Annotated in this window: 14 protein-coding genes and 1 pseudogene; 1 reads left to right on the top strand and 14 read right to left on the bottom strand. The window is 71.8% G+C overall.

The features are described from left to right. The 6 genes and pseudogenes from E0504_RS40425 to E0504_RS40400 all read right to left on the bottom strand — a co-directional run. Window positions 1–182: pseudogene (locus E0504_RS40425) on the bottom strand (crotonyl-CoA carboxylase/reductase); the annotation flags it as partial. 18 nt (window positions 183–200) lie between these two features. Continuing rightward, window positions 201–1352, bottom strand: a complete 1152-nt coding sequence (locus E0504_RS40420; protein ID WP_020461572.1) for an acyl-CoA dehydrogenase family protein — start codon at window positions 1350–1352, stop codon at window positions 201–203. 24 nt (window positions 1353–1376) lie between these two features. Then, window positions 1377–2465, bottom strand: a complete 1089-nt coding sequence (locus E0504_RS40415; RefSeq protein ID WP_112108550.1) for a hydroxymethylglutaryl-CoA lyase — start codon at window positions 2463–2465, stop codon at window positions 1377–1379. Continuing rightward, on the bottom strand, window positions 2452–4554 hold the full coding sequence (locus tag E0504_RS40410) for a biotin carboxylase N-terminal domain-containing protein (protein WP_112108551.1): 2103 nt from the start codon (window positions 4552–4554) through the stop codon (window positions 2452–2454). Before E0504_RS40410 ends, E0504_RS40415 begins: the two co-directional genes overlap by 14 nt. A gap of 6 nt (window positions 4555–4560) precedes the next feature. Then, on the bottom strand, window positions 4561–6222 hold the full coding sequence (locus E0504_RS40405; protein ID WP_198541331.1) for a carboxyl transferase domain-containing protein: 1662 nt from the start codon (window positions 6220–6222) through the stop codon (window positions 4561–4563). 164 nt (window positions 6223–6386) lie between these two features. Further along, a complete protein-coding gene (locus E0504_RS40400) occupies window positions 6387–7055 on the bottom strand; it encodes a TetR/AcrR family transcriptional regulator (RefSeq protein WP_112108552.1) in 669 nt (222 codons plus the stop codon). Between the two features lie 750 nt (window positions 7056–7805). Between E0504_RS40400 and E0504_RS40390 the strand changes: the two genes are divergently transcribed. Beyond that, window positions 7806–8492 carry a TetR/AcrR family transcriptional regulator gene (locus tag E0504_RS40390; RefSeq protein WP_112108553.1) on the top strand — a complete coding sequence of 229 codons (687 nt, stop codon included), beginning with the start codon at window positions 7806–7808 and terminating at the stop codon, window positions 8490–8492. Between the two features lie 66 nt (window positions 8493–8558). On the opposite strand, the gene E0504_RS40385 is transcribed toward E0504_RS40390, so the two are convergent. The 8 genes from E0504_RS40385 to E0504_RS40350 all read right to left on the bottom strand — a co-directional run bounded on the left by E0504_RS40385 (window position 8559) and on the right by E0504_RS40350 (window position 18552). Continuing rightward, window positions 8559–9269 (bottom strand): ABC transporter ATP-binding protein, encoded by a 711-nt coding sequence (locus E0504_RS40385; protein WP_112108554.1) that lies wholly within the window; start codon window positions 9267–9269, stop codon window positions 8559–8561. Beyond that, entirely contained in the window at window positions 9266–10036 is a 771-nt protein-coding gene (locus tag E0504_RS40380) for an ABC transporter ATP-binding protein (RefSeq protein WP_112108555.1), read from the bottom strand. The genes E0504_RS40385 and E0504_RS40380 overlap by 4 nt, the downstream gene beginning before the upstream one ends. Next, window positions 10033–12309 carry an ABC transporter permease gene (locus E0504_RS40375; protein ID WP_165938772.1) on the bottom strand — a complete coding sequence of 759 codons (2277 nt, stop codon included), beginning with the start codon at window positions 12307–12309 and terminating at the stop codon, window positions 10033–10035. Before E0504_RS40375 ends, E0504_RS40380 begins: the two co-directional genes overlap by 4 nt. Window positions 12310–12600: 291 nt before the next feature. After that, window positions 12601–13794, bottom strand: a complete 1194-nt coding sequence (locus E0504_RS40370) for a thiolase family protein (RefSeq protein WP_071064205.1) — start codon at window positions 13792–13794, stop codon at window positions 12601–12603. Between the two features lie 515 nt (window positions 13795–14309). Further along, window positions 14310–15176: an acyl-CoA thioesterase II gene (locus tag E0504_RS40365; protein ID WP_112108557.1), complete on the bottom strand. Its 867-nt coding sequence runs from the start codon at window positions 15174–15176 to the stop codon at window positions 14310–14312. A 3-nt stretch (window positions 15177–15179) separates the two neighbouring features. Then, a complete protein-coding gene (locus tag E0504_RS40360) occupies window positions 15180–15953 on the bottom strand; it encodes an SDR family NAD(P)-dependent oxidoreductase (RefSeq protein WP_112108558.1) in 774 nt (257 codons plus the stop codon). A 400-nt stretch (window positions 15954–16353) separates the two neighbouring features. Next, window positions 16354–17544: an amidohydrolase family protein gene (locus E0504_RS40355; protein ID WP_112108559.1), complete on the bottom strand. Its 1191-nt coding sequence runs from the start codon at window positions 17542–17544 to the stop codon at window positions 16354–16356. A gap of 186 nt (window positions 17545–17730) precedes the next feature. Beyond that, complete coding sequence (locus tag E0504_RS40350) at window positions 17731–18552, bottom strand: crotonase/enoyl-CoA hydratase family protein (RefSeq protein WP_071064213.1); 822 nt, start codon at window positions 18550–18552, stop codon at window positions 17731–17733. Between the last annotated feature and the right edge of the window lie 111 nt (window positions 18553–18663).

Raw genomic sequence — 18663 nt, 5'->3', positions numbered from 1 at the left:
CAGACATGCAACGACTCCCGCGGATCCTTCTCCCGCGACACCCGCCCCTCGAACATCCCCACCTCGTCCTTGCGCACCACCACACCCCGGTACGACTCCGGCACCGCCAACGCCCCGAACTCCGCCCGCCGCTCCGGCGAACGCGCGTCGCCGGCCATGATCGCTTCGACAATCCGCTTCACAGCTGGCTGCTCCGTCCGTCAGACGCCGAGGTGGCGCGCGATCAGCATCTTCTGCACCTCGCTGGTGCCCTCACCGATTTCGAGAATCTTGGAGTCGCGCCAGTGCCGTGCCACCGGGTACTCGTTCATGAATCCGTACCCGCCGTGGATCTGGGTCGCCTCGCGGGCGTTCGTCACCGCCGCCTCGGAGGAGAACAGCTTCGCCATCGCCGCCTCCTTCTTGAAAGGCAGGCCGGCGAGCATCCGCCACGCGGCGTCATAATAGGCCGTCCGGGCTACGTAGGTCCGGGTCTCCATCTCGGCGAGCTTGAACGCGATGGCCTGGTTTCGGGCGATCGGCGCGCCGAACGCCTCCCGTTCCTTGGCGTACTTCACGCTCTCGTCCACGCAGGCCTGCGCCAGGCCGACGGAAAGCGCCGAGATGGCGATGCGGCCCTCGTCGAGAATGGACAGGAAGTTCGCGTATCCGCGGCCCCGCTCACCGAGCAGGTTCTCCGCCGGGACCCGCACGTCCTGGAACGACAGCGGCCGGGTGTCCGAGGCGTGCCAGCCGACCTTCGAGTAGGGCGCGCCCGCGCTGAAGCCCGGCGTCGGCACCGGGACGATGATCGAGGAGATCTGCGGCCGGCCGTTCACCGGCTCCCCGGTCACCGCGGTCACCGTCACCACCCGGGTGATGTCCGTCCCGGAGTTCGTGATGAACGCCTTCGACCCGTTGATCACCCATTCGTCACCGACGAGCTGGGCCGTGGTGCGGGTGCCGCCGGCGTCGCTGCCGGCGCCCGGCTCGGTCAGCCCGAAGGCACCCAGCGCGCGGCCGCTGGCCAGTACCGGCAGCCACTCCTCGCGCTGCGCCTCGGTACCGAACCGGTAGATCGGCATCGCCCCCAGGCCCACCCCGGCCTCGAGGGTGATCGCCACCGACGAGTCGGCCCGTGCCAGCTCCTCGATCGCCAGGCAGAGCGCGAAGTAGTCGGCGCCCTGGCCGCCGTAGGACTCCGGGAACGGCAGGCCGAACAGGCCCATCTCGGCCATCTGCGCGATGATCTCGTACGGGAAGGTCTTCGCCTCGTCGTGCCCGGCGGCCGCCGGGGCGACCACCTCCCGGGCGAACTCCTCGACCGTCTTGCGCAGGGTCTCGTGCTCTTCGCTCAGCCGGCTGTCAGGCATGGCCCGTCTCCTTCTCCTGCTTCACTACATCCGTCCGACGGGTTGAGTGCGGTGTCCGGGTTCGGCGCCGTACCCGGGTTCGGCGCTGGTTCCCGCGTCCGCCGTGGCACCGTCCTCGGCGAGCCGCGCGGCCAGCGCGTGCACGACTCGTGACGGGCTCGGCCGGCCCAGCCGCTCCCCCATCCACACGCTGGTGCGCACCAGCGCCCCGAGGTCGACGCCGGTGCCGACGCCGAGGCCGTGCAGCATCCAGACGAGGTCCTCGGTGGCGAGGTTGCCGGTCGCGCTCCTCGCGTACGGACAGCCGCCGAGGCCGCCCGCGGACGAGTCGACCGTGCGCACCCCGGCGCGCAGCGCGGCAAGGGTGTTGGCGAGAGCCTGGCCGTAGGTGTCGTGGAAGTGCACCGCGAGGATCCCCGGGCCGATCCCGGCCGCGGCCAGCTCGGCGAGCAGGGCCTCGACGTGGCCGGGGGTGGCCACTCCAATGGTGTCGCCCAGCGACAGTTCGTCAACACCGAGGTCGACCAGGCGCCGGGCGATCGCGGCGACCTGCCCGGGTGGGACGGCTCCCTCCCACGGGTCGCCGAAGCACATCGACAGGTAGCCGCGGACCGCCAGGCCCCGGGCCCGGGCCGCCGTCACCACCGGCTCGAACATCGCCAGCGACTCGTCGACCGTGCGGTTGAGGTTGCGCCGCGCGAAGGTCTCGGTGGCGCTGCCGAAGACCGCGATCTCGCCGGCCCCGGCCGCCAGGGCCCGTTCCAGCCCCCGGGTGTTCGGCACCAGCACCGGCCGCCGGGCGCCCCGCGGCGGCGGGCCCAGCAGCTCCAGCAGCTCCGCCGCGTCGGCGAGCTGCGGAACCCAGACCGCCGGGACGAAGCTCGTCGTCTCGATCGCCCGCAGCCCGGCGCCGGCGAGCCGCCGGACGAACTCCGCCTTGACCGCCACGTCGACGACCGAGGCCTCGTTCTGCAGCCCGTCGCGAGGGCCCACCTCGTAGATCGTCACCGACTCGGGCAGGCCGTCCGCCCGGTGGACGTCCGGCTGGAGCCCACCTGGCTGGCGCGCGTCGGGCCGGTACGGGTCGGGCCGGCGCGGATCAGGCTGGGGCATCGGCCGCTCCCGCGGGCCCGTCGGACGCCCCGGCTCCGTCCGCCACCCCGTCGGGCGCCGGCTCGACGACCGCGAGCAGCGCGTCCAGCGCGACCGAGTCGCCGACCCGGACGAGGACGTCCTTCACCTGGCCGGCGACCGCCGCGACCACGGTGTGCTCCATCTTCATGGCCTCGACGACGACCAGCGGGGCACCGGGCTCGACGACGTCGCCGGGGGCCGCCCGCACGTCGACGACGGTGCCCGGCATCGGGCTGCGCGCCTCGCCGCTGTGCTCGCCGGCCGCCGCGTCGGCGCCGCTCTCCGCCCGCCGCTCCGCGAGCGCCCAGGTGAACCCGTCGGCGCCCACCCAGATCGTGCTCCCGCTCGCGGCCACCTGCCACCGCCTGGTCCGGCCGTCGACCGTGACCAGCGCGTCCGCGGGCTGACCCGGGGTGGACGCGGGCAGCCAGTCGAGCTCGGCCGCGCGTGGCCCGCCGCCGTCCAGGCGGACCAGCAGCCGGCCGTCGGCGGCGCGTTGCACCGCGACCTCGCGTGCCGGCGAACCCCCGGCCCCGCCGGGAGCGGCGACCGACCAGCGCGACCAGGCCCGCTCGCCCAGCCGCCAGCCCGACGGCACGTCCCAGGGGTCGACGACCGATCCGGTCGGCACCATCCCGACCGCGCCGACCAGCCCGAACACCTCCAGGGCGTCGTCCGCCGTGGGCTCGCCGGGCAGGGCGTGCCCGGCGGGATCAGTGAGTGCTTCGAGGTGCCGCTCGACCAGACCGGTGTCGAGGCGGCCGGAACGGGTGTCGGGATGGCCGATCAGGCGGCGCAGGAAGCCGATGTTCGTGGTGACGCCCAGCAGCGTGGTGCCCGCGAGCGCGGCGTCGAGGCGGGCCAGCGCACCCGCCCGGTCCGGCGCCCAGGCGACGATTTTGGCCAGCATCGGGTCGTAGGTGGCGGCGACCCCCGTGCCCGCCCGCAGGCCCGAGTCCGTGCGTACCCCCGCGCCCGTCGGCTCCCGCAGGACGAGGACGTCCCCGCCGGTGGGCAGGAAGCCGCGGGCCGGGTCCTCGGCGTACACCCGGGCCTCCACGGCGTGACCGGTCAGGCGCACCTCGTCCTGGGTGATCCGCAGCGGCTCGCCGGCGGCGACCCGCAGCTGCTCGGCGACCAGGTCGACGCCGGTGACCAGCTCGGTCACTGGGTGCTCGACCTGCAGCCGGGTGTTCATCTCCATGAAGAAGAACTCGTCAGGCCGGTCGGTGCCCACGACGAACTCGACCGTGCCGGCGCCGACATACCCGACGGCGGCGGCGACGTCGACGGCCGCACCGCCGATGCGCGCCCGGGTCGCGGCGTCGAGCAGCACCGACGGCGCCTCCTCGACGATCTTCTGGTGACGGCGCTGCAGGCTACACTCCCGCTCGCCGAGGTGGATCACGTTGCCGTGTGTGTCGGCGAGGATCTGCACCTCGATGTGCCGGGGGGTGTCGACGAACCGCTCGACGAACAGCGTGTCGTCGCCGAAGGACGCGGCGGCCTCCCGGCGGGCCGAGCGCAGCGCCTCGGCGAGCGCGGCGGGCTCGCGGACGAGCCGCATGCCCTTGCCACCGCCTCCGGCGGCCGGCTTGACCAGCACCGGGTAGCCGATCTCGGTCGAGGCCGCGACCAGGTCGGCGTCGGACATCCCCGGCTCGACGCGACCGGGCACGACCGGGACGCCGGCCGCGGCGACGGTGCGCTTGGCCGCGATCTTGTTGCCCATCAGCTCGACGACCCGCGCGGACGGGCCCACGAACACCACACCGGCATCGGCGCAGGCCTGCGCGAACACCGGGTTCTCGGCGAGGAAGCCGTAGCCGGGGTGCACCGCCTGCGCCCCGGTCGCCGCCGCGGCGGCGAGCACCCGCTCGATGTTGAGGTAGGAGTCGAGCGCGCGGGCCGGGCCGAGGCGCACCGCGACGTCCGCCTCGGTCACGTGGCGGGCGCCCGCGTCGGCGTCGGAGAACACCGCCACCGAGCGGACGCCGAGCTCACGCAGGGTCCGGATGACCCGGACCGCGATCTCACCCCGGTTGGCGACGAGCACCGTGTGGAACATCGACCCTCACATCCGGAAGACGCCGTAGCCGACCGGTTCCAGCGGCGCGTTCGCCGCCGCCGAGAGCGCCAGGCCCAGCACGGTGCGGGTGTCCGCCGGGTCGATGACGCCGTCGTCCCAGAGCCGGGCGGTGGCGTAATAGGGGTTGCCCTGCTGTTCGTACTGCTCGCGGATCGGCGCCTCGAAGGCCGCCTGCTCGTCGGCGGACCACTCGCCGCCGCGGGCCTCGACGGCGTCGCGACGGACGGTCGAGAGCACGGCGGCCGCCTGGTCGCCGCCCATCACCGAGATCCGGGCGTTCGGCCACGTCCACAGGAAGCGCGGCGAGTAGGCCCGGCCGCACATCGAGTAGTTGCCGGCGCCGAACGATCCGCCGATCACCACGGTGAACTTCGGCACCCGGGCGCAGGCCACCGCGGTGACCATCTTCGCGCCGTGCTTGGCGATGCCGCCGGCCTCGTAGTCCCGGCCGACCATGAAGCCGGTGATGTTCTGCAGGAACAGCAGCGGGATGCTCCGGCGGTCGCACAGCTCGATGAAGTGGGCGCCCTTGAGCGCCGACTCGCCGAACAGCACCCCGTTGTTGGCGATGATGCCGACCGGATGCCCGTGCAGCCGGGCGACCCCGGTGACCAGCGTCGAGCCGTACTCCTTCTTGAACTCCGCGAACCTGCTGCCGTCCACCAGGCGGGCGATCACCTCGCGGACGTCGTAGGGTGTGCGCGGGTCCGCCGGTACCACCGAGTAGAGCTCGGAGGTCGGGTACAGCGGCTCCTCGGTCGGGGTGACGTCCCACGGGCGCGGCGCGCGGGGCCCGAGGCCGGCGACGATGCGCCGCACGATCGTCAGCGCGTCGGTGTCGTCGGCGGCCAGGTGGTCGGTGACGCCGGACTTCCGCGAGTGCAGCAGGCCGCCGCCGAGGTCCTCCGCGCTGACGACCTCGCCGGTCGCCGCCTTCACCAGCGGCGGGCCACCGAGGAAGATCGTCCCCTGGTTGCGGACGATCACCGCCTCGTCGCTCATCGCCGGGACGTACGCCCCGCCGGCGGTGCACGACCCGAGCACGGCGGCGATCTGGGCGATGCCCCGGGCCGACATGGTCGCCTGGTTGAAGAAGATCCGACCGAAGTGCTCGCGGTCCGGGAACACCTCGTCCTGCCGGGGCAGGAACGCGCCACCGGAGTCGACCAGGTAGACGCACGGCAGCTGATTGTGCAGCGCGACCTCCTGGGCGCGCAGGTGCTTCTTCACCGTAGTCGGGTAGTAGGTGCCGCCCTTGACCGTGGCGTCGTTGACCACCACGACGCACTCGCGGCCCGAGACCCGGCCGACCCCGGTGATGATTCCCGCGCCCGGCGCCTCGCCGTCGTACATCCCGTCGGCGGCCAGCGGGGAGAGCTCGAGGAACGGGCTGCCGCGGTCGAGCAGCGTGTCGAGACGGTCGCGGGGCAGCAGCTTGCCGCGCTCGACATGCCGGCGGCGGGCAGCCTCGGACCCGCCCAGCGCCGTGCTGGCCAGCCGGCCCCGCAGTTCCTCGACGAGGTCCGCGAACGCGGCGGCGTTGTGACGGGCGGGATCGCCCTTGGCATCGACCAACGTCCGGAGCGGCTCGGCGGGCTCCGCGCGCCCCCCGGGCACCGGGCGGTCGATGTTAGCGTCGACTAACATGCGACGGAGGCTAGCGGTCGCGAGCCCCCCTGTCGAGCGGTGCCGACTTCCGCAGCTTTGCCGGCCCGTTCCGGGGGACGACGGCAGCCGAGGCGAGTTGCGTCAGCCGCTCCATGCGCTGTTGCGGCAACACGCGTTGGAGCGGGCCTCGGCCGGTGGGGACGTCAGTCCGGGCGCAGGCTGCGAAGGAAGAGGCGGACCGCGACCTGGGTGTGGCGCTCCAGCAGCGCGGGGTCGCGGACGATGCCGAACGAGGCCAACCGGGCCGGTGCCGCGGAGACCATGCCGAGGAAATGCTCGGCGAGGATCTCGGGGTCGTCCGCGGCGATCGCTCCGGTGGCCGCGTGCCGGTTCAGCAGCTCGACCACGAGCCGCCGGCGTGGGAAGGCGCCGGCGGCGTGGGTGCGGCGGGCGAGCTCGGGGAACCGGGAGGCGTGGGCGATGGCGATCCGCCCGAGCCTGACCATCGACGGGTCGAGGGCGCGGCTCAGCGCGGTCTGCGCGATCGCCGTCAGCGCCCCCTCCAGGTCGTCGAGGTCCGGCGGTTCCGGGTCCGGCGTCGGCCAGTCACGGCGCAGCGTCGCCCACTCGAGGACCGAGCAGAAGACCTCTTCCTTGCTGGTGAAGCGGGCGTAGAGCGAGGCCTTGGTCGTGCCGGCCGCGCGGGCGATCGCGTCCATCGAGGTGCCCTCGTAGCCGTGCTCAAGAAAAAGCCGCAGGGCGCTGTCGCGGACGGCACCGTCGAGCCTCGCCGTCTCGTCGAGGGTGGGCCTGCCACCGCGGCGCGGCCGGGCCGGGCCGGCGGGCTGGGTCTCGGAACGGACCGGCGGCATGGGGAAAGTCTGCCAGATCCCGACGCGGGCGGCCCCGGCCGGAATCCACGCGGACCGGCGCCGGCGTGGACGAACTCGTCGGGGGCCAGCGGGGCTCCGGTCAGGTAGCCGCGCGGCCCGGCGCGGATGTCTCTCGGTCGCGAGACCACGGTCCCGCCGGGTGGTGAACTCGGCGGTCGGGTTTCCCTCGCCGCCGGAAAGACACGCCGCCGTTCCGCCGGAATCGGTGAGACAGGGAATCGCCGCGAGCGTCGACATCACCGAGGCCGTTCAAGGCCGTTCGCCGCTTCGGTGATCGCCTCCTGGCAGGACGCCTCCGCGTCACGTGACACTCGAAAGCCGGCGTTCCCGGACATGCCTCCCTGGCGGCTTCGACGAGCCGGTCGCGGCGCCTGGCGGGCCGCCCAGCCGCCTGGCGGGCAGGCCGCTGGTCGCTCGGCAGGCCAGCGCCCCCGACGGCCGGCGGACGGAGGGGACACACTCCGTACACACCGATTGATCGACGGACAGGCTCTATAGCCGATCACCGGCTAGTATGGTCGGCACGCCTGGCCACCAGGCATACCTCCGAGACCGTTACGACACCCCGCCCTACAACACCCCGCGCGACTTCCCGCGATACGACACTCGACCGAAACAGCACTCCGCTGAAACAGCACCACACCGAAACAGCACCGACCCTGTCGGGCCGCCCGAATATCGCTCCGGGATACCGTACGGACACGGATACCGCACGAATAGGAGAAGGAATTGTCGACGGCCGCGCCGGTTGATCGCGAGAAGCCGAACGGGCCTCGCTCGCGCAAGGGCGCCGCGACGCGCGCACGGCTGCTCGACGCGGCCAAGGCGGTCTTCGAGAAGGACGGATTCCTCGAGGCCCGGATCTCGGACATCGCCGAGCAGGCCGGGCTTTCCCACGGGTCGTTCTACCACTACTTCGACTCCAAGGAGCAGATCTTCCGCGAGGTCGCCATGGAGATGACGGACCTGCTGAACTCTCCGCTGAGCACGTCGATCTTCCTGCCGTCCTCGACCGCGGTCCCCCGGGAGCGGATCAGGGCGGGCATCCGCACCTACCTCGAGAGCTACCGCGCGGAGGCGCGGATCATCGGGGTGATCGAGCAGGTGTCCCGCTACGACGCCCACCTCACCGACGAGCGGTTCGAGCACCAGCAGCGCGACCGGGAACGCGTCGTCGGTTCGATCCGGCAGCTGCAGAGCCTCGGCCTGGCGGATCCGGACGTCAACCCCGCGATCGCCGCACACGCGCTCGGTGCCATGGTCTCCCGGTTCGCCGAGATGTGGTTCGTCCAGGGGCTGGTCGACTGCGACTTCGACGAGGCCGCCGACCAGCTCGCCAGGCTCTTCGCGAGCGCGCTGCGGCTGCGTGACCGGCCGGACGAGGACGGCCGGCCCTCCCCCTCTTTCGCGGAGTGAGCGCCGGCCGTCGGAGAACCGGGGCCGGCTGCCGGGCACGGCTCGTGCCCGGCAGCCGGGTCGGGGTCAGTGCACGGGGTCGAAGGCCTGCGTGACCACTCCGGTGGCCTCAGCGCTGCTGCCCGTCCAGGAGACCGAGCCGTGGTCGAGGACGATCACCCGGTCACACAGGTCCAGCGCGTGGCCGACCTGCTGCTCGACGATGAGCAGCGACGTCCCCTCCCCGCGCAGCCGGCGAAGGGTGTCGTAGAGCTCTGCGACGATGATCGGCGCGAGGCCCAGCGACAGCTCGTCGGCCACGAGGACCTTCGGGATCTCCACCATGACCCGGGCCATCGACAGCATCCGCTGCTCGCCACCGGACATGCTGCCCGCGAGCTGCCCGCGGCGCCGGCCGAGCACCGGGAACATCTCGTAGGCCAGCTCGAGGCCGCTGCGGACACCACGGCGGCCGCGGACCCGCCGGAACGACAGCGAGAGGTTCTCCTCCACCGTCAGCGTCGCGAACACCGAGCGGCCCTCGGTGGCGTGCGCGACGCCGGCCCGGGCGAACCGGTACGGCTTTGAGCCGGTCATGTCCTTGCCGGCGACGAGAACGGATCCCTCGGTGGGGACCACCAGGCCGGAGGCGACCCGGGCGACGGTCGTCTTGCCCACCCCGTTGGAGCCGACGAGGGCGAGCGCCTCGCCGGGCGCCAGGGTGTACGAGACACCGAACAGTGCCCGGAACGGGCCGTAGGCAGCGGTGACGGACCGGAACTCCAGTACTGGTGTCATTGGGCCACCTCGAAGTTGCCGAGGTAGGCGTCCCGGACCTCGCTGCTCGCCATGACCTCGCGCGTCGGGCCCTGCGCGATCAGCCGTCCGAAGTCGAGGACGTAGGAGCGGGTCGTGAAGCTGGTGACCAGCTCGACGTCGTGCTCGACCAGCAGGATGGCGAACCCCTGGGCGCTCTGGACCTCCTCCAGGGTCTTCGCCAGCGCCGTGGTCTCGGACCGGTCGAGGCCGGACGACGGCTCGTCGAGGAGGAGGAGCTTCGGTTCGGTCATCAGCGCCCGCCCGACCTCGACGAGGCGGCCCTGGCCGAGGCTGAGCCGTTCGATGGGCTCCTCGGCCAGTTCGACGAGGCCGAGCAGCTCGAGCACCTCGTCGCAGCGGGCGACCTCGGCCGGCCGGGGCCGGCCGAGCCCGATGATGTCCTTCCACAGCCGGCCGTCGCCGCGCCGGATCCGCTCGGCGATGACGAGATGGTCCCGGACGGTGCAGTCCGGGAACAGCTCGATCCGCTGGAACGTCCGGCCGATTCCCGCCTTGGCCCGCCGGTAGGCCGGCGCGCCCGTGACGTCCCTGCCGGCGATCTCCACCGTGCCGCCGTCGGTCTGCAGCACGCCGAGCAGGCAGTTGAAGAACGTTGTCTTGCCCGCTCCGTTCGGCCCGATCAGGCCGACGCGCTCACCCTCGTCGATCTCCATGGTGACGTCGTCAAGGGCGGTGATGCCGGCGAACCGCTTGGTGACGCCCTGTGCCTTCAGTACCCGATTCACGAGACCGCGTCCTCCGTCCGCGCGGGCGAGGAGGCCGCCGGGCGCTCAGACCCTCCGTCGGCCGCGGCCTTCGGTGACCCGTCGCCGGCCGCGGGTTCAGCTGTGGCAACCGGGGCGGCGGGCTGCGCCGCCGCCTTCGCCGAGGTGCCCGTGGGTGGGGTGGTGTCCGGCTCGGGAGCCGATCCCGCCGCGCCCGCGCCCGCGCCGACGGCCACCGGCACCGCGGCCGGGGTCGCGGGGCGGGCCAGTGCCACCAGCTTGGTGATGAACTTCGGCATGCTCGCCGGCCGCTCCACCAGGCCCTCCGGATGCCGGGCGAACTGGATGGCCGCCAGGCCGAACAACACGTAGACCCACTTGCCGGAGATCGGGAAGAAGTCCGGGATGGCGGTCGGGCTGCGCAGGATCCAGGCGAACACCGTCCCCTTGAGGATCAGCTGGTCGAACACCGCGAAGGACGCGGCGGCGTTCAGCGCGCCGCGCACCGTGCGCGAGCCGAGCGTCACCACGATCACCACCCAGAACAGGGCGGTGAAGGGAACGAAGTTCGTGCCGTAGTTGACGTTCTCCTGCTGGATCGCCAGCAGCGCGCCGCCGAGTCCCGCGATGAACGCGGAGACCGCGAAGGCGACCAGGCGGGCCCGGCCGGCGGAGATGCCGATCGACTCGGCGCCGACCTCGCTGCCACGCAGGGCGACGAGGGTGCGGCCGAAGGTACCCTTGCGGAGCTGGAGGACGACCATGGCGACCACGATGAGGATCACCGAGGCGAACACCAGGTAGTACTTGTCGTCCGCCAGGTCCCAGGGCCCGATGACCGGGCGCGGCACGGCGGTGCCCTGCAGCAGCGCGGAGTCCCCGCCACCGATCCAGGAGAGCTTCACCAACACGGCGTCGAAGAAGTAGGCGAACGCCAGGGTCGCGATCGCCGTCCAGATGCCGCCCAGCTTGCGGATGGGCAGCGACAGGACCGCGCCGACCACGGCCGCGACGGCGGCGCCGATCAGCGCCGCCATCAGGACCGAGAGGTTGTAGCGGTCGACGAGCTGGAAGACCGTGAACGCCCCGATGGCGGCGAACGTCCCCTGGCACAGCGAGATCTGGCCGGCCATGCCGGTGATCACGGTGATCGACAGGAAGATGATGCCGATCACCACGGCCTGCGTCACCAGGAAGACCCACAGCTGGTCGCCGCGGGCCAGCACCACGATGGCGACGACGCCGAGCGCGGCGAAGCCGATCAGCCTCGTGATCAGGGCCCGGCGCGGGTCGCGCACCTCGCCGCCGAGTGACGGCGGCGGCGGCTCGACCCCGGCCAGCGGGTCACCGGTCTCCCGGGAGCGCCGGATGCTCGGGACGAGCACGACGACACCGAAGAGCACCACGAACGGCACCGACGGCGTCAGGTTGTCCTGGATCGTCGAGACCCAGGCGTGGTCGTCGGACCAGCGCGGGAGGAAGGTGTTGAGCTGGGCGATGATGATGCCGAGCAGCAGGCCGCCGGCCATCGCCTTCGGCAGGCTCGTCAGCCGGCCCACCGCGGCCGCGGCGATCGCGACCACCATGAGGCTGAAGAAGTCCGCGGCCGCGAGCGTGTTGAAGCGGGGCGCGATGAGCACGCCGGCGACACCGGCGAACAGCGACGACAGCGCCCACGACAGGGCCGAGACCCGGTCGGCGGGGATACCGTTGAGCTCGGTCATCTTCGGGCTCTCGACCACCGCGCGCATGCGGACGCCGATGGCGCTGAAGCGGAACAGCGCGACCAGCCCGGCCATCGCGACCAGGGCGACGCCCATGCTGACGAGTTCGTTGCGGCTGTACGCGTAGACCCCGAACGGGTCGTAGAAGACGTTGGCGCCGTCGGGAACGACACCGACCGGCGTCACGCCGGCGACCGCGGTGAAGTCGGCCAGGATGTCGAACAGGTAGGGAATCGCGACCGCGAGGCCGGCGGCCACGACGAGCCGCGCCACCGCCGGTGCCGTCCGCAGCGGCCGGAAGATCAGCCGTTCGAGGATCAGCCCGATCAGCGGGGCCATCACGAAGACCGCGAGGATGACCGACGGGACGGTCGGCCACTCCCAGATGACCCGGGCCTTGAAGTACATGGCTGCCGAGACATAGGCCTGGGCGCCGAAGGCGAGGTTGAAAACACCCGAGGTCTTGTACGTCAGGACGAAGCCCAACGCGACGAGGGCATAGACCGCTCCCGGCGGTACTCCCTGAAGGAGGGCCTGGAAGAAGTCATGTGAGACGGAGGTCTGGTTCAAGTCAGCAGCCGCCCGTCTGCTGGGCGACAAAGCCGACGGGCCTTGGATCGGGGCGCACCGGAGCCCCGTGTCCGGCCGGCGCCGTCGGGCATGCTAATCGCCAGTAACAGATACCCTGATGCATCACTGTATGCGCCATTCCGTTGGCTTCAAGGTGCCAGAAATGCATGTCGCCACCCGCGATCCCGGTGGCAACCGTTTATTCATTTGTTTCCGGCCGCTCACGGCGGCCGGAAAGAAGACCACCGCCGAGGCCCGGTGGGCGCCCACCGGGCCTCGGCGGTGCGAACCTCAGCTCGAGCGCGGAGCGGGAACCTCCAGCACGAGGGCGCTTGCCATGCCCCCGCCGGCGCACATCGCCGACACCGCCACTCCGCCGCCGCGACGGCGCAGCTCGTGGATCAGCGTGATGATCTGCCGCGCGCCGGTCGTCGCGATCGGGTGCCCGAGGCTGCAGCCGCTGCCCAGGAAGTTGACGCGGCTGTCGTCGATCTCCAGGAGCTTGGACGCCGCGACCGCCACGGACGCGAACGCCTCGTTGATCTCCCACAGGTCGACGTCGGCCACGGTGAGGCCGGCGCGCTTGAGGGCCTTCGGGATCGCCAGCGTGGGGGCGATGCCGGTCTCGGCCGGGGGCACCCCGACCGACGCCCAGGCCCGGACGATGCCCAGCGGCTCCAGGCCGTGCTCCGCGGCGTAGCCGCCGTCAGTGATGACCATGGCGGCGGCGCCGTCGTTCGCACCCGCCGCGTTGCCGGCCGTGATGCTGAAGCCCTCGATCTCGGGGTGCAGCGGCTTGAGCGAGGCCAGCTTCTCCAGGCTGGTGGAGCGCCGCGGGTGCTCGTCCACGGCGAAGGTGAAGCTCGTGCCGTCCCGCCGGGGCACCTCGATCGGGAAGATCTCGTCGGTGAAGCTGCCCGCGTCGATGCCGGCGATGGCCCGCTGGTGCGAGCGCAGCGCCCACGCGTCCATCTCCTCGCGGCTGACGCCGGCCTTGACGGCCGCGTTCCACCCGACGGTGATGGACATGTCGAAGTTCGGGGCCTCGGCGGTGTTCCGGTGGGTCGGGGAGTACCAGTCCTCGACCTCGTCGGTGCCGGGCCGGCGCCGCTTCGCCCGTGGCGAGGTGGAGGAGGAGTTCGTCCCGCCCGCGACGACGACACGGTCCATCCCGGAGATGATCGAGGCGGCGGCGGTCTGCACCGCGACGAGCCCCGACGCGCAGTGCCGGTTGTGCGCGACGCCGGCGGCGTTCGCGAAACCAGCCTCGATGGCCGCGTAACGCGCGATGTCGCCGCCGCCGTAAAGCGATTCACCCAGGACGACGTCATCAATGTCCGCGCTGTCGATACCGGACCGCCGAACTGCCTCCGCGACGGCCTGCGTACCCAGCTCGAAAGCGTCGACGTCGACGAGGGAACCCTTGCCCGCGGTGCCGATCGCCGTCCGTGCGGTCGAGACGATTACCGCTTCATGCTCCGACAAGTTCGCTCCTCTGATGGGTACCACGAACCTCACATGGCCGGAGCACACGTCCCGCCGCTGTGAGGTGCCTCATATTACTGAGGTCGACGTCGGAGTCAAGGTATGCAAAGACTCGCGACGTCGACCCACCTCGAGCCCTGCAGGTGAAGGAGTCCGGGCCGAAATCGACGCCAGCGCCGGCGTTGACAGAAATCCGGCGCCCACCATCGAAGTCTCCCGTTCCGCGACCACATCCTCACCCTGCGTCGCCGGGCGAGGGGCGGTCAGCGACGCCCGGCACGCGCTGCCTGATCCAGGACGCCGGTCGCTCACCGCCACCATGCGAAATTCTCTCAGAAGGGGCTCGAAGGTGTCGACACATGTGTTATCGCCTGGCGAGAGGCCCGGATCCCCCTGGGGAGAACACCTGGCCCACCGCGTCGCGCCCTGAACGGGGAGGACCGGGCCGCCCGGGGACCACTGGTCCCGGGGCGGCCCGGTCGATCACGACGACCGGGGGTGGATCACGCCTCGGCTCACAGGTGACGGCTGCCAGAGGCCGCCATCGCCCTGATCATGTTGTCCTGGACGAAGGACGCCACGAGAGCGCCCCCGCCGCGGTACGCGCTGCCCTGGCCGTAGCTGCGGCCGTGCCCCGCGTACGGGCTGCGGTGCGACAGCAGCACCCATTCCGACGCCGGTCCGGGCTGGTGGAAGGTGATCGTGTGGCTGAGCACCCCGGTCGACAGCGACACGTGGGCCAGCGCCTGGCCGACACCGGGGTGCGGCCGCATCGCGGTCCCGATGAGGAAGCTGTCAGTGGACAACGCCAACAGCGCCTGCGAGGTCACCAGGTCATCGGGCGCCCCGGGCCAGCGGATCCAGACGTCGAGTTCGGGCGGGCCCACCGCGTCGGGGTCGCTGATGTCCACGTCGCCGACGACGCGCACCTGCCAACCGCCGGAGCCGTTCGCCGCGCCCGCCGTGCCGTTCGCGCCCTCGGCGCCCGCCGGCTCGGTCGGCGGGACAGGAGGCGGCGCCGGGTGGGTCTCGGCGTAGCTGATGAAGTCGGGCTCGTCGCCGGTGAGCAGCACCTGCGACTGCACGCAGAGCCGCCCGCCCTGGCTGATCGACACCGCGCTGGCCGCCAGGCTCCGCCCGGAGTGCTGGCGGGTCACCGCGATGTCGAGCGGCGTGTCCGGCCGCGCCGCCCGCGCGAACACGGTGTGCAGGGTCTTGACCTTCTTGCCCTCCTGGCCGACCAGCGCCGCCACCAGGGACTGCGCCAGGAGCTGCCCGCCGTGCGCCACCGGGCCGCCGAGCTGGATGCTGCCGGCGCGGTAGCGGTCGGTGTCGACCGTTTCGAGCTCGAGGGACGCGAGGACCGAGTCGAGGGAGAACATCGTCTACCGGGGGCCGAAGCGCAGAGCGCCGTCGAGGCGGATGTTCTCGCCATTGAGATAGGAGTTGCGGGCGATCGACTCGACCAGCAGCGCGAACTCCTCGGGCTTGCCGAGCCGGCGCGGGAAGATGATGTCCTGGACGAACTTCTCCCGCATCTGCTCCGGCACGCCCATCATCCGCGGGGTCCCCATGGTCCCCGGCGCGATGGCGCAGACCCGCACGCCGATCGGGGCCAGGTCACGGGCCATCGGCAGGGTCATGCCGAGGATGGCCGCCTTGGCCGCGCTGTAGGAGACCTGGCCGATCTGGCCCTCGATCCCGGCGATCGAGGCCGTGTTCACCACGACCCCCCGCGCGCCGTCCGCGTCCGGCTCGTTGCCGGCCATCGCGGCGGCGGCCAGCCGGGTCACGTTGAAGGTGCCGAACGCGTTCATCTCCATGGTCTTGATGAACGCCGGCTTGTCGTGCGGCGTCGCGTCGCGCCCGACGGTGCGCCCGGCTCCCTTGACGCCACCGCCGGCCACGTTCGCGACGACGGACAGCGGGCCGCCCGCCTGCGCGGCCTCGATCGCGGCCTGCACGTCCTCGTCGCTGTTGACGTCACCACCGACGGCGGAGGCCGAGTCACCGAGCTCCTTGGCCAGGGTTGCCGCGGCCGTGTCGTCCTGGTCGAAGATCACGACGTGCATGCCGACCTCGGCCAGGTGGCGCACCGTCGCGGCGCCGAGGCCGCCGGCACCGCCCGTCACTATCGCTGAACGTCCGTTCAGGTCCAACGGTCATCACCTTTCGTCGACGCGGAACTGACAACTCTGTCCACCGGCCGGCCGTTCACTGCCGGTCCGGTCTTTCTACCGCCGGGCCGACGACCGCTCTGTCTGCTGATCGCCAGCCGGCCCCCTGCTGACGGTGTTACCCGGCAGCGCCCGCGGATGGCGCGGGCACAGCCCGGCCGACCGCCCGTGGCGGGCAACCCGGCTGCCGGTTTCGCGGATGTCTCGAGGTTCCCTGGGTGGGGCGCCGCGGGCCGTCTCCCCCGTCCCGGACGGGTTGCGCATGTCACCTGAGGACTTGTCCCAGCATGGCCGTAACAGGTCCGCACTGTCGACCGCTCCGCGACGGGGCACACCCGCCGGCCCCTGCCGGGCAGGGCCAAGCCGAGCAGGGGCCGAAACGTCAGACCGGGACGGCGATTCCGGTGAGACGGGCGAGGTTCTCGCCCATGATCTTCCTGACGTCCTCCTCCGGCATGCCGGCCGGCAGGTGGTCGACGTAGCTGCACGGCTCGGCGAGACCCTCCGGGTGCGGATAGTCAGAGCCGAAGAGGACGTGGTCCACGCCGATGGCCTCGACGAGCTTCTCGATGTTGTCCTCGTGGAACGGGCTGATGTAGATGTTGCGCCGGAACGCCTCCACCGGGTCCTCGTCGAAACCGTGCGGCATCTTCGTGTAGGCGTCGGCGAGGTGCTCGAGCAGCGGCACCACCCAGTCCCCGCCGGCCTCGATCGAGGCGACCCGCAGCTTCGGGAACCGGGCGAAGACGCCGCCGCAGACGAACGCCGTCATCGAGTCCTCGGCCGGCCGGTGCCCCATCGTGACCATGCGGAACGGGTCCGGGCGGAACGGCAGCATCTCCTGCGGGCCGGTCCAGTCACTCTGGTACCGCGAGTAGCCGCTGTCGGAGGAGTGCATCGCCACCAGGATGTCGGCGTCCACCACCGCCTGCCAGAACGGGTCGAACTCGGGGAGCGCGAACGAGCGCGAGCCGCGCAGGCCCGGCACCGGCGCCGGGCGGATCAGGACGGCCCGCGCGCCGCGCTCGGCCGCCCACTCCAGCTCCGCGATCGCCTTCTCGACGATGGGCAGGGTGATCACCGGAGTGGTGAAGATGCGGTTCTCGTAGTTGAACGACCAGACCTCGTGAATCCACTCGTTGAGCGAGTGGACCACGGCATGGGTCAGATCCGGGTCGTCCCGCATGCGCTCCTCGAGGAGGCTCGCGAGCGTCGGGAACATCAGCGCACGGTCGACGCCGAGCTCGTCCATGAGCTGGATGCGCGGCGCCGGCTCACGGAACGCCGGAATGCTGCGCATCGGGTCCCCGACGATCTCGCGGTAGGACTTCCCCTCGGGGTTCCCGACACGGAAGTACTCCTCCTGAGCGCCGGGCCGCGCCACCACGTCGAACGTCGGATTCGGGATGTAATCGCTGATCTGACCACGGATGGCGATCTTCGTCCGGCCGCGGACCTCGACATAGTCGACGGCGCCGCGGTAACGGTCCGGGAGATGCCGGGTGAAGGCGTCGCGTGTCTCGTAGAGATGGTTGTCCGCGTCGAACACCGGGAAGGTCAGTCTCTTGGCCATGTCAGCATGTTAGTCAGTATTGATACTGACGTCAATATTGGTTTGGGGGGTGAGCCGGAGCCGGGCGGGGCACGGCGTGCCAGGTCAGGGCACATGCCGCGGCACGGCACGACCAGGTCCGGACATGACGAAGCCTCCGCCCTGCGGAGGGCGGAGGCTTCGTCTACTGCTGGTGGTGGTGCCGGGTTACTGGCCGGTCCAGCGCGGCGGGCGCTTCTCGGCGAACGCCACGGCACCCTCCTTGGCATCCGCCGAGGTGCGCACCACCGCGACGTACTCCTCCTGGCGCTCGAACGCCTCCTCGAGCGGCCAGTCGACCGATCGTGACAGCACCTGCTTGGAGGCCGCGAGCGCCAGCGGCGCGTTCGCGGAGATCTCCTCTGCGAGCTCGAGCGCGACCCCGAGCGCCGCGCCCGGCTCGGTGAGCCGGTTGACGAGGTGGACCTCGGCCGCCTCGGTCGCCGGCCACATCCGGCCGGTCAGGACGAGCTCCATCGCCAGGTGGTAGGGGATGCGGCGCTGCAGCCGCAGCAGTCCGCCGGCCGCCGCCGCCAGGCCGCGCTTCACCTCGGGCAGGCCGAACTTGGCGTCCCGCGCGGCGACGATCAGGTCGCAGGAGAGCACGATCTCGAACCCGCCGGCGAGCGCGTAGCCCTCGACCGCTGCGATCAGCGGCTTGCGGGGAGGCTGGCGGACCAGCCCGGCGAAGCCGCGCCCGGGCACGATCGGACGCTCGCCGCGGGCGAAGCCCTTCAGGTCCATCCCGGCGCAGAACGTCTTGTTCGCGCCGGTGATGATGCCGATGCTCAGGTCGTCACGGGCGTCGAGCTGCTCGAGCGCGGCCGCGATCGCGGTCGCCAGGCTCAGCGACATGGCGTTGCGCGCCGCCGGCCGGTTCATGGTGAGGACGAGCACCCGGCCGTGCTCGGTCAGGACGAGCTCGTCGGACGCGCCGGGAGGGGCGTCCTGCAGGGAGCCGTCCGGACGGGAGGTCTGCAGATCAGCCATGATGCTCTCTCTGGTGATCGGGTCAGGGGCCGCGGAGTCGGTCGCCGCGGCAGCGGACGGACGGGGTGGGTCAGGAGGTCCGGGGCTCGGGCCGGCCGGGCTGTTCTCCCC

The organism is Parafrankia sp. BMG5.11, assembly GCF_004337455.1.
The sequence above is the reverse complement of the archived record's forward strand: the minus strand, read 5'-3'. Positions and strand labels throughout refer to the sequence as shown.

Excerpts from the sequence above, each read along its gene's own strand:
- E0504_RS40420 (WP_020461572.1), bottom strand. The coding sequence starts at position 1,352 with ATGCCTGACAGCCGGCTGAGCGAAGAGCACGAGACCCTGCGCAAGACG.
- E0504_RS40415 (WP_112108550.1), bottom strand. The coding sequence starts at position 2,465 with ATGCCCCAGCCTGATCCGCGCCGGCCCGACCCGTACCGGCCCGACGCG.
- E0504_RS40410 (WP_112108551.1), bottom strand. The coding sequence starts at position 4,554 with ATGTTCCACACGGTGCTCGTCGCCAACCGGGGTGAGATCGCGGTCCGG.
- E0504_RS40405 (WP_198541331.1), bottom strand. The coding sequence starts at position 6,222 with ATGTTAGTCGACGCTAACATCGACCGCCCGGTGCCCGGGGGGCGCGCG.
- E0504_RS40400 (WP_112108552.1), bottom strand. The coding sequence starts at position 7,055 with ATGCCGCCGGTCCGTTCCGAGACCCAGCCCGCCGGCCCGGCCCGGCCG.
- E0504_RS40385 (WP_112108554.1), bottom strand. The coding sequence starts at position 9,269 with ATGACACCAGTACTGGAGTTCCGGTCCGTCACCGCTGCCTACGGCCCG.
- E0504_RS40365 (WP_112108557.1), bottom strand. The coding sequence starts at position 15,176 with ATGTTCTCCCTCGACTCGGTCCTCGCGTCCCTCGAGCTCGAAACGGTC.
- E0504_RS40355 (WP_112108559.1), bottom strand. The coding sequence starts at position 17,544 with ATGGCCAAGAGACTGACCTTCCCGGTGTTCGACGCGGACAACCATCTC.
- E0504_RS40350 (WP_071064213.1), bottom strand. The coding sequence starts at position 18,552 with ATGGCTGATCTGCAGACCTCCCGTCCGGACGGCTCCCTGCAGGACGCC.